The organism is Lentzea sp. CA-135723 (assembly GCF_050936595.1).
Lineage (GTDB): Bacteria > Actinomycetota > Actinomycetes > Mycobacteriales > Pseudonocardiaceae > Lentzea.
The window spans coordinates 4054970-4070233 of record NZ_JBNJMK010000001.1; the positions used below are offsets into that span (position 1 = coordinate 4054970).

Annotated in this window: 13 protein-coding genes; 6 read left to right on the forward strand and 7 right to left on the reverse strand. The window is 69.0% G+C overall.

Annotated elements, in window-relative coordinates; all coding sequences use genetic code 11:
• The first annotated feature begins 3 nt into the window (after nt 1-3).
• Nucleotides 4-705 carry a hypothetical protein gene (locus tag ACQEU1_RS18010; RefSeq protein ID WP_433202608.1) on the forward strand — a complete coding sequence of 234 codons (702 nt, stop codon included), beginning with the start codon at nt 4-6 and terminating at the stop codon, nt 703-705.
• Between the two features lie 149 nt (nt 706-854).
• Nucleotides 855-3143, forward strand: coding sequence for an FdhF/YdeP family oxidoreductase (locus ACQEU1_RS18015; protein WP_433202611.1), 2289 nt, complete (start codon nt 855-857; stop codon nt 3141-3143).
• Here ACQEU1_RS18015 and ACQEU1_RS18020 read toward each other — a convergent pair.
• The gene (locus tag ACQEU1_RS18020; RefSeq protein ID WP_433202614.1) at nt 3136-5313 is read right to left on the reverse strand and encodes a glycosyl hydrolase family 28 protein; all 2178 of its coding nucleotides are present in this window, start codon (nt 5311-5313) and stop codon (nt 3136-3138) included. The genes ACQEU1_RS18015 and ACQEU1_RS18020 overlap by 8 nt on opposite strands.
• 257 nt (nt 5314-5570) lie before the next feature.
• On the reverse strand, nt 5571-6128 hold the full coding sequence (locus tag ACQEU1_RS18025; protein ID WP_433202617.1) for a winged helix-turn-helix domain-containing protein: 558 nt from the start codon (nt 6126-6128) through the stop codon (nt 5571-5573).
• 113 nt (nt 6129-6241) lie between these two features.
• On the opposite strand from ACQEU1_RS18025, the gene ACQEU1_RS18030 reads away from it, so the two are divergent.
• Nucleotides 6242-6418 (forward strand): DUF2238 domain-containing protein, encoded by a 177-nt coding sequence (locus tag ACQEU1_RS18030; RefSeq protein ID WP_433211560.1) that lies wholly within the window; start codon nt 6242-6244, stop codon nt 6416-6418.
• Here ACQEU1_RS18030 and ACQEU1_RS18035 read toward each other — a convergent pair.
• Entirely contained in the window at nt 6363-6854 is a 492-nt protein-coding gene (locus ACQEU1_RS18035; protein WP_089922227.1) for a hypothetical protein, read from the reverse strand. The two genes, ACQEU1_RS18030 and ACQEU1_RS18035, sit on opposite strands and share 56 nt — an antisense overlap.
• 47 nt (nt 6855-6901) lie before the next feature.
• The gene (locus ACQEU1_RS18040) at nt 6902-8416 is read right to left on the reverse strand and encodes a phytoene desaturase family protein (RefSeq protein ID WP_433202622.1); all 1515 of its coding nucleotides are present in this window, start codon (nt 8414-8416) and stop codon (nt 6902-6904) included.
• 65 nt (nt 8417-8481) lie between these two features.
• Here ACQEU1_RS18040 and fdhD point away from each other — a divergent pair, with 65 nt between their 5' ends.
• Genes fdhD through ACQEU1_RS18055 form a run of 3 tightly spaced genes read left to right on the forward strand, consistent with a single transcriptional unit; the run spans nt 8482 to nt 11344 of the window.
• Nucleotides 8482-9309, forward strand: a complete 828-nt coding sequence (gene fdhD / locus ACQEU1_RS18045; protein WP_433202625.1) for a formate dehydrogenase accessory sulfurtransferase FdhD — start codon at nt 8482-8484, stop codon at nt 9307-9309.
• Entirely contained in the window at nt 9296-10426 is a 1131-nt protein-coding gene (locus ACQEU1_RS18050; protein ID WP_433202628.1) for a CaiB/BaiF CoA transferase family protein, read from the forward strand. The genes fdhD and ACQEU1_RS18050 overlap by 14 nt, the downstream gene beginning before the upstream one ends.
• A 39-nt stretch (nt 10427-10465) precedes the next feature.
• Complete coding sequence (locus ACQEU1_RS18055) at nt 10466-11344, forward strand: alpha/beta hydrolase (RefSeq protein WP_433202631.1); 879 nt, start codon at nt 10466-10468, stop codon at nt 11342-11344.
• Here the strand turns inward: ACQEU1_RS18055 and ACQEU1_RS18060 are convergent.
• The 3 genes from ACQEU1_RS18060 to clpX form a co-directional block, all read right to left on the reverse strand.
• Nucleotides 11341-12654, reverse strand: coding sequence for a serine hydrolase domain-containing protein (locus ACQEU1_RS18060; RefSeq protein WP_433202634.1), 1314 nt, complete (start codon nt 12652-12654; stop codon nt 11341-11343). The genes ACQEU1_RS18055 and ACQEU1_RS18060 overlap by 4 nt on opposite strands.
• A 21-nt stretch (nt 12655-12675) precedes the next feature.
• Complete coding sequence (locus ACQEU1_RS18065; RefSeq protein WP_433202637.1) at nt 12676-13254, reverse strand: RBBP9/YdeN family alpha/beta hydrolase; 579 nt, start codon at nt 13252-13254, stop codon at nt 12676-12678.
• A gap of 535 nt (nt 13255-13789) precedes the next feature.
• Complete coding sequence (clpX, locus tag ACQEU1_RS18070) at nt 13790-15070, reverse strand: ATP-dependent Clp protease ATP-binding subunit ClpX (RefSeq protein ID WP_191305687.1); 1281 nt, start codon at nt 15068-15070, stop codon at nt 13790-13792.
• Between the last annotated feature and the right edge of the window lie 194 nt (nt 15071-15264).

Consider the following 15264-nt stretch of genomic DNA (forward strand, 5'->3'; position numbering starts at 1 on the left):
TGCGTGAACAACAAGACGGTGTCCGCCCTCTCCCTGGTCGTCATCGTCGCCGTGCTCGTCGCCCTGAACACGTCGTGGCGCAGACCCCCGGCGGTGAACCTCCTGATCCCGTTCGCGGGCACCCCCGCCGAGCAGTGGCCCGACGGCGCCGACGGCATCGTCGTCCCGGCGGGCCGCACGGAGTTCGCGCTGGTCCGCGAGGTGCTCATCGCGTCCAGGACCGACCCCGAGATGATCGAGCGGCACAACCCGGAGCCGTTCCTCGCGTTGCTCGCCCCGCAGGTGCGCCTCCAGGTCGCGGGCGACCTGCCCGACTGGACCACGCGGATCAAACCGGGCACGAAGCTGCTCGGCGTGAAGGCCGAGGGCCGGATGACGCTGAGCGAGCGGAACGGGCACCCGCTGGTGCTGACCGACTACGTGTTCGCCTACGCCTTCGAACCGCCCGATCCCGGTGCCCTGCGGCACCAGCGCGAGATGGTGGTGGCGAGCAGGTACCAGGTGTCGTACGCGGTCACGCCCGAGGGGATCTGGCCGTCGGAGGCCCGTGGTTTCCAGTACTCGGTGGCGTGCGGCGCTGCCCGCGACGGTTATCTCGCGCCGCAGTTCACCGAACCGGCCGCGCCCGGCGTGGGCGTGGCGGGCGACGACCGCCGCTACTTCTCGACGGACGGGCCGCTGCCCACCCCGGACACCTGCGGTTGATCACCCTTTCAGAGGTGCCGGACGCGAGTGACGGCGATCACAATTAGCCGTCACGGACCGTTCACACCCCTTGGGGCCCGTGTCGACGGCGCCGCCGCGTTCTTCGGGGGCGCTGGCGGCGCCGACGTCGATCGGCGTTGAATGAACACATGAGCAGCAAGCCCCCGCAGCACGACGTCGACGAGTCCGCGCTCGAAGTCAGCACCCCCAAGACCTGGGCCGCGGGTATTCCCGGTGTGCTCGTGTCGCTCGACCGCGCGGTCGAGCAGATGGGTGTCGGGCGCACGGTCAAGACGTTGCGACTGCTCAACCAGCGTGAAGGTTTCGACTGCCCCGGTTGCGCGTGGCCGGAACCGCAGGGTCACCGCAAGATGGCGGAGTTCTGCGAGAACGGCGCGAAGGCCGTCGCGGAGGAAGCCACCAAGCGACGAATCGGGCCCGAGTTCTTCGCCGAGCACTCCGTCGAGAGCATGCGGACGAAGACGGACTACTGGCTCGGGCAGCAGGGCCGGCTCACCGAACCCATGGTCCTGAGGCCTGGTGCGACGCATTACACACCGATCAGCTGGGACGCGGCGTTCACGCTCATCGCCGACGAGCTGACAGCGTTGTCATCCCCGGACGAGGCGATCTTCTACACCTCCGGCCGCACCAGCAACGAGGCCGCGTTCCTCTACCAGCTGCTGGTCCGCTCGTTCGGCACCAACAACCTCCCCGACTGCTCGAACATGTGCCACGAGTCGTCCGGCTCGGCGCTGAACGAGACCATCGGCATCGGCAAGGGCTCGGTGTCGATCAAGGACTTCGACCTCGCCGACCTCATCGTGGTCATCGGCCAGAACCCTGGCACGAACCACCCGCGCATGCTCAGCGCGCTGGAGGAGGCGAAGAAGAACGGCGCGAAGATCATCGCCGTCAACCCGCTGCCGGAAGCGGGCCTCATGAGGTTCAAGAACCCGCAGAACGTCGCGGGCGTGGTCGGCAAGGGCACCGCGCTGTGCGACGAGTTCGTGCAGATCAAGGTCGGCGGCGACCAGGCGCTGTTCCAGGCGATCGGTCACCTGCTGCTGCAGTGGGACAAGGTCGACAAGGCGTTCATCTCGGCGAAGACCCACGGCTTCGAGGAGTACGCGGAGAGCCTGCGCGAGCTCGACTGGGACGGCGTGCTCACCGCGACCGGCCTGACCCGCGAGCAGATCACCAAGGTCGCCGGCATGTTCGTCGACTCGAAGGCCACCATCGCCTGCTGGGCCATGGGTCTCACGCAGCACAAGCACAGCGTGCCGACGATCCGCGAGATCGCGAACGTCATGTTCCTGCGCGGCATGATCGGCAAGCCGGGCGCGGGCCTGTGCCCGGTGCGCGGCCACTCCAACGTGCAGGGCGACCGCACGATGGGCATCTACGAGAAGATGCCCGAGTTCTTCCTGAAGGCGCTGGAGAACGAGTTCGGCATCTCCGTGCCGCGCAAGCACGGCTTCGACACCGTGGACGCCATCAACGCCATGCGGCACGGCCGCGGCAAGGTGTTCATCGCGATGGGCGGCAACTTCGTCAGCGCCACCCCGGACACCCCGGTGACCGAGAAGGCGCTGGAGCAGTGCTCGTTGACCGTGCACGTCTCCACGAAGCTCAACCGCTCGCACGTGATCCACGGCCGCACCGCGTTGATCCTGCCCGCGCTGGGACGCACGGAGAGCGACGTGCAGCACTCCGGCGAGCAGTTCGTCACGGTCGAGGACTCGATGTCGGTCGTGCACCGCTCGCGGGGTCGTCTCAAGCCCGCGTCGGACCAGCTGCTGTCCGAGGTCTCGATCGTCTGCCGGCTCGCGCGCAAGACGCTCGGCAGGTCGCACCCGGTGGCGTGGGAGACGTTCGAGAAGGACTACGACGTCATCCGCGAGCACATCGCCGCCGTCGTGCCGGGCTGCACCGACTACAACACGCGCGTCCGCCAGCCCGACGGGTTCGTGCTGCCGCACCCGCCGCGCGACTCGCAGGAGTTCGCGACGACGACCGGCAAGGCGAACTTCACGGCCAACGAGATGACGGTCATCGAGATCCCCGAGGGCAGGCTGCTGATGCAGACCCTGCGCAGCCACGACCAGTACAACACCACGATCTACGGCCTCGACGACCGCTACCGCGGCGTGAAGGACGGCCGTCGCGTGGTGTTCGTGAACCCCGACGACGTCGCCGCGCTGGGGTTCTCCGACGGGCAGATGGTCAACATCATCTCGGAGTGGAAGGACGACCCGACGGGCGTCGTGGAACGCCGCGCCGAGTCGTTCCGGATCGTCTCCTACTCCACGGCTCGTGGATGTGTGGCGACGTACTTCCCGGAGGCGAACCCGTTGGTGCCGCTGGACTCCAAGGCGGACATCTCGGGTACGCCGACCTCCAAGTCGGTGATCGTGCGCTTGGAAGCCGCTAACTGACCACGACGCTGTAGTTCGAGGCACCACCGTTGGGTCCCAGTTGCACCTCTCCCGCCCGGAAACCCTTGACGTACAGGCGGAAGGTCTTCGGGGACCCTTCGGTGTTCACGAGCTGCACCCCGCTGTCGAGCCACAGCGCGTCCATCCACGGCCGTTTGCCGAGCCGCGTGTCGACCGCGACGTACACCAGCGCGTCGCGGTTGATCGTGAAGCGCGCCAACGGGTTCTGCGTGGCCGACTTCGAGTCGTTGGCCGTGCGGATCCACTTCGCGCCGACGACCTCGCCCGGCACCGAGCTGAACGTGAAGTCCCGGTCGCCGTACTGCGCGACCCCAGTGCGCAGCCCGCTCTGCACCGACCAGTCGCCCGCGTTCGCCGTGTCCGCCACGGAAAGCCCGCTCACCTCCAGCTCGGCGGGCTGGTCGCCCACGGTCAGGGTCGCGACAGCCGTCCGCGTGAGCTGCCCGGCCCGGCCGATCACGGTGATGTTCGCCGAGCCGTGCGGGGTGTCCGGCAGCGTGGCCACGGTCATCGTGGACGTCTGACCGGCGTTGATGGTCGGCGGGTCGAACCGCACGACCTCGCCCGCCGGCACGTTCTCCGCGTCGAGGCTGATCGGACCGGCGGAGCCGGCCGCGCTGACCGCGAACGACGCCGTCTCCCCCGGCTTGACCACGCGCGAGGACGGGTCGACGGCGAGGCCGAAGTCCGTCCCGCACCTCTCGGTCGAACCGGTGTTCTGGATCCGCGGCGACCCGCTGCCCCGCACGCAGAAACCGGTGGTGTTGCGGAAGAGGAAGTCCGTCGGGCTGTTCGTGCCGCGTTCCCAGCCGAAGGCGTCGAACGTCAGGTCGGACGAGTTGTCGGCGATCACCGCGGGCCTGCCGTCGTTGTTGGTGAACGACACGGCGCTGCCGATCCACTTGATGCGGTCGGCGTAACGGACGTACCAGCCGTACGCGGGCCTCGTGCCGATGCTGTTGGGGTTGTAGTTGGTGCGTTCGTTGCTGGGCGGGTTGGTGGACATCGTGCCGTTGCCGCCCGGCACGTTGATCTTGACGTTGGTGAACGTCACGTCGGTGACGTGGCCGTCGACGTCGCCCATGATCGTGGGGCTGAACGACGGCGAGGCGCCGTTGATCGTGATGTTGTCGTAGGTGACGTTCCGGATGGCGCCGACGCCGGGGCTGTTGCCGCAGCGCTTGCGGGCGCCGACCTTGAGCATGATCGGCGACCGCACACCGCTGACGGTGATGTCCTTGTAGTGCACGTCGGAGATGACCGAGCCGTCCATCGACACCAGTCCGAGCCCCGACTTGTTCGAGCCCTGGACCTGGATGCGCTGGAAGTCGTAGCCGGTGAAGTCGCCGCACGTCTCCGAGCCGAACATCAACGCGTTGCAGCAGCCCGCGCTGAGTTTGGTGTCGTGGACCTTCACGTTGCCGTTGCTCAGCTTCTGGCCGAGCGCGTAGTCGCTCTTGAACGCGAGCGCGTCGTCGTTGCCGGCGAAGTCGCCGTTGGTGATGGTGACGTTCGTGGTGTTGATGACGTTCCAGCCGTCGCGGTCGCTCGCCGTGTCGATGGTGAGGCGGTCGCTGACGACGCCGCGGCAGCCGTTGACCAGCATCGCGAAGTGGCCGCCGCGCCGGAGCTCGATGCCGCTGACCGTCAGGTTCTCGCAGCGGGTCAACGAGATGATCTTGTCCGCCTGGCCGCGGCCGGGGTTGCCGGTGATGAGCGCGCCGCCGCCGTCGATCGTGCCGGAGCCGACGAAGCCGATGTTCGTGAGCCGGTCGCCCCGGATCATGGCGTTGTGGAAGTGGCTGTGCCCGTAGTCCTGGTAGTCGTCCCACTGATTGTCCTCCGGCGGGTCGTACCCGGTGCCGGAAGCGCCCATGATCGTCGCGCCCGCGTCGAGGTCGAGCGTGACGTTGCTCTTCATGTGGATCGTGTTCGGCGAACGGTAGGTGCCTGACGGGAATCTGACCGTCCCGCCGCCCGCCGCGTTCGCCGCGGTGATGGCCCTGTCGATGGCCGCCGTGTCGTTCGCGCTGCCGTTGCCGGCCGCGCCGTAGTCCCTGACGTTGAAGTCCGCCGCCTGCGCCGGTTCCGCGAGCATCGCGACGCCCAGCAGTGCCGCGGCCAGCGCCGCACCGAGTCTCCGCACCACGGATGTCCTCCCCGTTGAAACGTCCTGAAAACGTTTACGGCGGCGGAGGCCCCACGCTACGCCGGTCGAACGCGACCGAACAACCTCCAGCGGCGGCGCCCTTCCACCAGTAATCCGGCGCCGGCTTTCTCCTCGGGTGCTTCAGGCGTGCGAACGAGCCGGCGCGCGGCGGCGTCGGCCTCGAACTCGGCCTGCCGTAGCTTCGCGATAGCAAACGCGTGATCGTGTGACAGCACAGCACTTCTCCTCTGGTCAGATCAGTCGGGTGCGATCGTGTGGCTCAGGAAGAACCGGACCGCCCTGGCCCCCTCGGGCCTCAGTTCGGGATTGAGCCGCCGGTCGTCGTACCGGTCGAGCAACGTCCGCAGCTCGTCGACGAAGGCGAGCGCCTCGTCGGCGGTGAGGAACTTGACGGTGCCCTCGGTGCCGACCGCCGGACGCCACTCCTCCGGCAGGTGGTCGAACTGCCGCAGGCGCGACCGCATGCGCTCGAACTCCTGGTCCAGGTAGGCCATCGACGCCGCCTCGGCCGCCATGGCCGCCTCACCCTCCAGCCCCTCCGACGAGATGGACTGGCGCTTCGGCACGATCTTCCACGGCTTCTGCCTGCCAGGGCCCTCGACCTCCGCGACGAAGCCGTACTTGGCCAGCATGTTCAGGTGGTACGAGCAGCTCGCGACGCTCTCGCCGAGAGCCGCGGAGCACTGGGTCGCCGTCTGCTGCCCCTCCTCGGTGAGGAACTGGAGCAGCTTCCAGCGGAACGGGTGCGAGAGCGCCCGCAGCGCTTTGGGGTCGGTGATGGGAGCGTCCGTCATGCCACCAAGGTCCCACATCAGGGAACCTTTAGCAAGGAACCTTGATATACAGATCCTGATATGGGCGCTGACATGATCGGCCAGGATGTGCGCATGACCTGGCCGCGTACGAACTGCTGGAGTGGGCGATCGCGATGACGCTCGCACCCGACCTGGCCGAGGCCTACAACGGGCAGCAGGGCGACATGTGGGACGCCCACGCGGACATGGCACTGGCCGCGGTGGGCGCGCTGGTCACCAGTCTGGCGAGTTCCGCGCCACGGCGGTCACGAGCGGCAGCGACTCGATGACGGGCACCCGCAGCAGCTCGGCGGGCACGTCCGGGTCGCGCACGGGTTCGATGAGCTCGCGCAGCAACGCCCCGACGACGTCGTCCGCGGACTGGTCGACCTCGTGGATCAGGTCGCGCAGCTGATCGGCGGCCTCGTTGAGCACGCGCGGCCGTTGCGGTTCCTCCAGCATCAACGCCGCCAGCCGCAGCACGCGACGGCACGTGCGCAGGCGGAGGCTCCTGCTCGCGGACTCGCGCGTGCCCGCGAGGCCCAGGCGGCCTCGGGTGCGTTCGATCCACGGCTCCACGGTCTCGCGGCGCCAGATCGGGCCGGACGCGAGTTCCGCGTCCGGCTCGGGGATGCCGTGCGAGCGTCTCTTGCGCCACACGGCGACCAGCTGCCGGCTGAGCCCCATGGCGTCGGCGATCTCGGCGATTCCGTAGAAGTCCCCCACGCCGCAGAGCGTAACCAGAGATGACGTGGGGTGTCATCAAAAATGTCTCAAATGCGCTCGAGGACTGCCCGCGCCGCGTTGTGGCCGCCGATGCCGCTCACGCCGCCGCCGCGCCGGGAGCCCGCGCCGCAGACGAACACGTTGTCCACATCGGTCTCGACGCCCCACCGGCCGACCTGCTCGTCGGTCTCGGCGAACGGCCAGTCGAGCTCGCCGTGGAAGATGTTGCCGCCCGGCAGGCCGAGCTCCGCCTCCAGGTCGAGCGGGGTGCGGGCCTCGATGCACGGGTTTCCGGCGGCGTCCACGGCCAGGCAGTCCTGGATCGGCTCCACCAGGTGGGCGTTGAGCTGGTCGAGGTAGCGGCGCACGAGCTCGTCGCGCAGCTCGTCGTTGCGGCCCTCGAAGAGCGACGCCGGCAGGTGCAGGCCGAAGAGCGTCAGCGTCTCGTGACCCGCGAGCGACGGCCCGAGGATCGACGGGTCGGTCAGCGAGTGGCAGTACATCTCGCCCGGCAGCACCGACGGCACCTGCCCGGCGGCGCTCTCCAGGTACGCGGTCTCCAGCTGGTCGTAGGACTCGTCGAGGTGGAACGTGCCGGCGAACGCGATCCGCGCGTCCACCCCGGACTTCAGCTCGGGCAGCTTCCGGAGCAGCATGTTGATCTTCAACTGGCAGCCGGGAGCGTCGTGGACCTCTTTGCCCTGCAAGCGTCCCAGCACCGACGGCGCCACGTTGGAGAGCACGAACCGGGCCTCGACGGTCTCACCGCCGTACGTCACGGACGCGGTCTTGCCGTCCGACTCGATCGACGTCACCTCGGCGCCGGTGATGATCTGCGCGCCGGCCTCGCGCGCGACCCGTTCCAGCTCGGCGGTCACGCCGCCCATGCCGCCGACCGGGACCTTCCACTCGCCCGTGCCGTTGCCGATCACGTGGTAGAGGAAGCACTTGTTGGCGCGCAACGAGTGCAGCGACGAGTGCGTGCCGATCAACGCGTCCGTGGCGACGACGCCGCGCACCAGGTTGTTGTCGAAGAGCTCCTGCAGGGTCGCGCCGATCGGCCGTTCGAAGATCTGCTCCCACACCCGGCCGCGGGTCACCGCGTCGACGTGCACGCGCAGATGTTCGCGTGACACCAACGGTTCCAGAAGAGTCGGCGCCAGCGCGGCCGCCATCTGCTCCAGGTCGGCGTACCAGCGCCGCCACCGCACCCAGTCGTCGAGCGACCCGCACACGGCCTCGAACGACCGCTCGGTCGCCTCGCCGGGGGTGCGCTCGACCAGCAGCCCGCCCTTGCCGTTCGGCGTGTAGGACGAGGCGGCGCGCGACCTCAGCGCGAGGTTCAGCCCCAGGTCCGACACGATCCGGTCGGGCAGCAGCGAGACGAGGTAGGAGAAGCGGGAGAGGCGGGCGTCGACGCCCTCCCACGGTGACGCGCTCACCGCGGCCCCGCCGACGTGCGGCAGCTTCTCGAGCACCCTGACCGACTTCCCCGCTCTGGCGAGGTACGCGGCCGCCACCAGACCGTTGTGGCCGCCTCCCACGATCACGACGTCGTCCATGCCCCGGAATCCCTCCCACGTAGCCTGGTCGGTGGGGAACATAGCGGTCCGAAGGAGATGTGCACATGGGCCGAGTGACGGTGCGCCGAGCGGTCGAACGGGTGTCGCCGAGCGGTCGTCGGCGCAGAGTCGACGCGCTCGCCGCCGAGGAGCCGCTGGAGCTGAGGGTCAACGGCAAGGCGTTGGCCGTCACGATGCGCACGCCCGGTCAGGACGTGGAGCTCGCGCACGGGTTCCTGCTCAGCGAGGGCGTGATCGGGTCGTCGGCCGACATCTCGATCGCCCGGTTCTGCGAGGGCACCGGGCCGGACGGGCTGAACACCTACAACGTGCTGGACATCGCGCTGGCCGAGGGCGTGCCGCCGCCCGACACCGGGGTGGAGCGGAACTTCTACACCACGTCGTCGTGCGGGGTGTGCGGCAAGGGCGCGCTGGACGCGGTCAAGCTCAAGACGCGCTACTCGCCCGCGTTCGACGAGGTCAGGGTCACGCCGGAGCTGCTCACGACGTTCCCGGACGCGTTGCGGGAACGGCAGAAGGTCTTCGAGAGCACCGGCGGGCTGCACGCGGCGGGCCTGTTCGTGGACGGCGAGCTGCTGGTGGTGCGCGAGGACGTGGGCCGGCACAACGCGGTCGACAAGGTGCTGGGCTGGGCGGTGCTGCAGAACCTGGTGCCGTTGCGCGGCGCGGTGCTGATGGTGTCCGGGCGGGCGTCGTTCGAGCTGGTGCAGAAGGCCGCGATGTCCGGAGTTCCGGTGCTCGCGGCGGTGTCGGCGCCGTCGTCGCTCGCGGTGGAGCTGGCCGAGGAGCAAGGGATGACGCTCGTCGGGTTCCTGCGCGGTGACTCGATGAACGTCTACACCGGCGGGGAGCGCGTGGTTGAGACCGCTTGACGGGGTCGTGGTGGTGAGCCTGGAGCAGGCCGTCGCCGTGCCGTACGCGACCCGGCTGCTCGCCGATCTGGGCGCGCGGGTCATCAAGATCGAACGGCCTGGAGTGGGCGACTTCGCCCGCCACTACGACTCGGCGTGCGGCGAGGTGTCGTCGTACTTCGCGTGGACGAACGTCGGCAAGGAGTCGGTGTCGCTCGACATCAACCACCCCGACGGCCGTGAGGTGCTGGTGCGCCTGGTGGAGCGCGCCGATGTGCTGCTGTGCAACCTCTCGCCGCGTGTTTGGGCACGGCTGGCGCTGGACCTGCCGCCGTCGCTGATCGTCGGTGAGCTGTCCGGCTACGGCTGGGACGGCCCGTACGTGGACCGCAAGGCGTTCGACGCGCTGGTGCAGTCCGAGGCGGGGCTGGTGGCGCTGACCGGCGAAGGTGACGTGATGGCGCGCGCCGGCATCTCGGTCGCGGACATCGCGGCAGGCGTGCAGCTGCAGTCAGCGGTGCTGGCGGCGTTGCTGCAGCGCGGCCGGACGGGTGAAGGGGCGCGGCTGCGGTTGTCACTCTTCGCAGCGATGGCCGAGTGGATGCACCAGCCGATGCTCTACGCCGCCGGAACGGGCGCCGCGGCTCCCCGTTCGGGTGCGCACCACCCGAGCATCGCGCCGTACGGGCCGGTGGCCTGTGCGGACGGGTCGGTGCACCTGGCCGTGCAGAACGACGGGCAGTGGCAGCGGTTGTGCGGGCTGATCGGGCTGGGCGCGGAGGAGAGGTTCGCCACAGTCACGTCCCGGGTGGAGCACCGCTCTGAGCTTCAGAAGTTGCTGGAAACGGCCTTTTCGGGCCTCACCGCGGCCGAGCTGCTGACCGCTCTGGACGGGGTGGACGTGCCGTGCGCGGTGACCCGCCCGGTCACTGACCTGGCCGGACACCCGCAGCTCGACACGTGGGTTGACGTGCGCGTTCCCGGCGGAACGGCCCGGATGCTGGCGCCGCCCGTGGCCGGGTTCGAGTGGTCAGCGGGTGCGGTGCCCTCGCTCGGCCAGCACAATGACGACGTGCTGACGTGGCTGGGCTATTCGAGTGAGGAACTGTCCTCGTTACGTGTGCGTTCCGTCCTCTGAGTAGGAAACGAGGAACGGCGCCCACGCGATGAGGTGAGCATGGGGGAACCGAGGTACAGCCGCCGCACCCTCCTGGCGGCGATCGGCGTGGTCATCGCGACAGCCACCGGCGTCGCGACGTACGTGTCGACTTCGAACGCCGTCGAGCAGCAGATCGCGACGGCGGACAAGGTGCGTGCCGCCTCCGCCGTGAAACCCGTGATCCGCTTCGAGCGCGTGTACTCGGCCGCCCGCCACCGCGAGGTCACCCTCGCCTTCTACCTGCCGTCCGGCGTGAACCCGCGCGGCCTGCCGATGTCGATCCTGCTGCACGGCCTGAACGGCGACGCCCGGCACGCGGCGATCGGCGGCCTGCCCGACGTGCTGGCCGCGGCCGTCGCCAAGGGCAAGGTGCCCGCGTTCGGCTTCGTCGCGGTCGACGGCGGCAACAACTACTGGCACGAGAACGTCCCCGGCGACGACCCGATGGCGATGCTCCTCGAGGAGATCCCCCGCTGGTTGAAGGACCGCGGCTACGGCGAGCCGTTCGCGGTGACGGGCGTGTCGATGGGCGGCTTCGGCTCATTGCTGTACGCGCGCCGCCGTGCCGAACGGGGCGACCCGATCGCGGCCGCCGCGGCCATCTCCCCCGGCCTGATCACGACGTGGCCGGAGATGGCGAAGCGCAGGGCGTTCAAGAACGAGGGCGAGTGGGCGTCGCTCGACCCGTTGCGACACCTGCGGTCCACCGGCTCGACGGCGGTCGGCGTGTGGATCGGCGACCGAGACAAGTTCATCGAGGGCACCCGCCGCTACATCCACGACGCCCGCCCGGTCGTCGGCACGGTGAAGGGCGGCGGGCACGACGACGGGCTGTACCGCAAGGTCACGCCCGACGTCGTCCAGTTCCTCGCCAAGTACGCGAAGCGCGCCGTCTAGACCCTGACCGCCGCCCGCCCCCAGTGCAGGTACTTCACCCGGTCCTGCTCGTCCCGTCCGCAGAGGACGAGCACGGGGTGGTACCCGTCCTGCTCGCGCACGCTGATGAGCGCGTCGTCCCGCAGCCCGGTGTACTCGTGCTCCTCGTCGTCGACCAGGGCCTCCCAGACCTCGTCGAGGGCCACGAACCGCATCCGCACCGTGCCGCCGTCACCCTCGCTCACGTGCGCCTCCAGCCCGGCGGACCGGTAGACCCCGACGACCTTCTCGACGTCGACCGGCACCCGCACCAGCGGTGGCGCGGGCAGGCTCTTCGGCTTGGACCCCACCAGATCGCCCAGCACCTTCGCCTGCACCGCGCGGACCAGCGGCAGGCTCTCCCCGCCGTTGGTGAGAACCGCGATGGCCAGCCCGTCCTCGGGCAGCACCCGCAGCGAGGCCTCGAACCCGAGCGTCATCCCCGTGTGCCCCATGCCTTTGCGGCCGTCGGGGTAGGTCTGCAGCACCCAGCCGAGCCCCTGGCTGCCGCCGAGCCCGAAGTCCGGCAGCGCGAACTGCACCTCGCGCATCGCCGCGAACTCGTCCGACTCGACGTGCATCCGCGCGAACTCCACCAGGTCGCGCGCACTCATCGCGAGCACCGTCCCGGCAGGAACCGCGGCCTCGGTCAGGAACTTCCCGGCGGGTTCCAGGTCCTTGCCCAGATGCCCGGTCGCCACGGTCTGGTCCGCGTACTCGGCGAACGTCGTGGCGACCGTGCCGAGACGTCTCGTGCCGATGTGCTCCTTGACCGCTTCGTGAAAAGTCTTGCCGCGCAACACTTCCACGATCCTGCCGAGCACCACGAACCCGCTGTTGCAGTACGTGTAGAGCTCACCGGGCTCGACGACCTGCCGTGCGTCCGCCATGAGCCCGACGTACTTCTCGACCTTGTCGTCGCCGGCGCCCGTGTCGAACCACAGGTCGCCGTCGAACCCACCGGTGTGCGTCAGCAGGTGCCGCGGGGTGATCGTTTTCGCGGCTTTCTCGTCGGCGATCTCGAAGCCGGGCAGCACGTCGCGGACCGGGCGGTCCAGGTCGAGCATGCCCTCGTTCACCAGCTGCGTGATGAGCGTCGCGGTCCAGATCTTGGTGATCGACCCGATCTGGAACGCCGAGGTCGACGTCACCTTCTCGTTGGTGACGTTGTTCAGCACGCCGGCTGCGACATCTACGACTTCGCCGTTGTGCAGCACGGCGACCTGCGCCCCGACTATGCCGTGCTCGGCGATCAGGGCGTCGAGGTCGATCAGGTTGGTTTGGTTGGTCACGCATCCCCCAGGATGTTGTGGCTAGCGAGGTGAGAGCGGCACCGTCCTCGACCGCACCCACTTGAGCACCGCGGGCCACTCCCCGTAGCCCGCGTCGATGTTGACGTGGCCGGCGCCCGGCAGCACGTCCAGCTCGATCCGCAACGCCTCCGCGAGTCGCTTCGCCTCGTCCATCGTGCAGTGCGGGTCGCCTTCGCCGGCGATCAGGCGCGTGTCGGTGGCGGCCCGGCGGAGGTTGGCCGGGTCGAGCGGGGCCGGGAAGAACGACTTGATGGCCGGTTCCGGGTGGTCCAGCTGGGGCGGGGCCACCAGCAGGACGCGGTCGACGTGGGCGATGTTCTCCCGCGCCGCGTGGTGGAGCCAGAGGTAGCAGCCGAGGGAGTGGGCCACCACGACCCGTTCCCGGTCTTCGGGGAGAGCTTCGAGGTGGGTGTCCAGCTCGGTCAGCCAGGTGTCCCGGTCTGGAGCTTCCGGGCTGCTGAAGTGGGGCATGTCGGCCAGGCCGCCGTGTTCGCTCACGGTTTGGGCCAGCCAGCGCTGCCAGTGGCCCGGGCCGGAGCCGGTGTAGCCGTGGAGCAGGAGGACGTGAGGCAGCGACATGGTGTTCAGCCTAGTCGCGGGTGCCGGTTGCTTGCGGTGGTTCCTGTTGTGGCGGGGGTGGGTTGCGTTTTGTTGGTTGGGCTGCGCTTGCGAGGGTGTTTGCGCGGGTCGTGGCGACGCCTGGGTGGCGATTGGGGCTTGCCTTCGGGGCCCTTGAGAGGCGCTTGCCGGACCGGAAAGGCCCACCACAGCCCATGCAGCCTCGACCTCGCCACAGGCCGCTCCCACATCCCTCTCGCTCGCCTCGCCGCAACCCTGCCTTCGCCCACCGCAGCCGCTCCCACGTCCCCTCTCGCTTCCCCGCCACAGCCCAGCCCGCGCCCACCGCAGCCCAGCCGCGTTCCCTCCTCCACAGCAGCCCCCACCCTGGCCCAGCCCGCGTTCCGCTCCCACCTCTCCCCTCGCTCCCCGCCACAGCCCGGCCCGGCTCTTCCCTCTCCCCACCCGGCCCGAGCTCGCGGGCCGCGCGTGGCCCTGGGCATGCGAAAGGGCGCCGGTGGAGATCCACCGGCGCCCCTTTGCTGGCTGTTGAACCCTAGGCCGACTTCTCGCGGCGCTCGCGGCGCGAGGGCTGCCGGGCCACGATGGTCGGGTTCACGTTCTCCTTCACCGTCTGCTCGGTGATGACGACCTTGGCGACGTCCGTGCGGCTCGGGATGTCGTACATCACCGGGAGCAGGACCTCTTCCATGATCGCGCGCAGGCCTCGGGCACCTGTGCCGCGCAGGATCGCCTGGTCGGCGACCGCTTCCAGCGCGGTCTTGGTGAACTCGAGTTCCACGCCGTCCATCTCGAAGAGCTTCTGGTACTGCTTGACCAGGGCGTTCTTCGGTTCGGTGAGGATCATGACCAGGGACGGCTTGTCGAGGTTCGTGACGGAGGCGACCATCGGCAGACGCCCGATGAACTCGGGGATCAGGCCGAACTTGATCAGGTCCTCCGGCATGGAGTCGGCGAAGTAGTCCGCCGCGTCCGTCTCGGCCTTGGAGCGGACCTCGGCGCCGAAGCCCAGGCCTCGCTTGCCCACCCGGTCCTGGATGATCTTTTCCAGGCCCGCGAAGGCGCCTGCCACGATGAACAGGACGTTCGTCGTGTCGATCTGGATGAACTCCTGGTGCGGGTGCTTGCGGCCGCCCTGCGGGGGCACCGAGGCGGTGGTGCCTTCCAGGATCTTCAGGAGCGCCTGCTGCACGCCCTCGCCGGAGACATCGCGCGTGATCGACGGGTTTTCACTCTTTCGAGCGATCTTGTCGACCTCGTCGATGTAGATGATGCCCGTCTCGGCGCGCTTCACGTCGTAGTCGGCGGCCTGGATGAGCTTCAGGAGGATGTTCTCGACGTCCTCGCCGACGTACCCGGCCTCCGTCAGCGCCGTCGCGTCGGCGATGGCGAACGGCACGTTCAGCATCTTCGCGAGCGTCTGCGCGAGGTAGGTCTTGCCGCACCCCGTCGGGCCGAGCATGAGGATGTTCGACTTCGCCAGCTCGACGCCGTCGTCACGACCCTCGCGCCCGCGGTCGCCCGCCTGGATGCGCTTGTAGTGGTTGTAGACGGCGACGGAGAGGGTGCGCTTGGCATCACTCTGGCCGATGACGTACTGGTCGAGGAACTCGTGGATCTCGGCGGGCTTCGGCAGCTCGTCGAGCTTCACGTCGCCGGCTTCCGCCAGCTCCTCCTCGATGATCTCGTTGCAGAGATCGATGCACTCATCGCAGATGTAAACGCCGGGGCCGGCGATGAGCTTCTTCACCTGCTTCTGGCTCTTTCCGCAGAAAGAGCACTTCAGCAAGTCGCCGCCGTCACCGATACGCGCCATGACCGCTGACCTATGTCCCCTCCGGCGCACACCTGCTGTAGTGCGCCTGCTGACTTGCTGTGGCAGTCCCACTGGCTGTGGGTGCTGAGCCCGTTCTCCTGACGGTACCTGGCCGACCCCGTTTCCGGGGAGGACCAGCGTCCCCCCGACGCGTCGATCAGGCCTGTTGACCGTCACACCGGCGTGTCGGATGG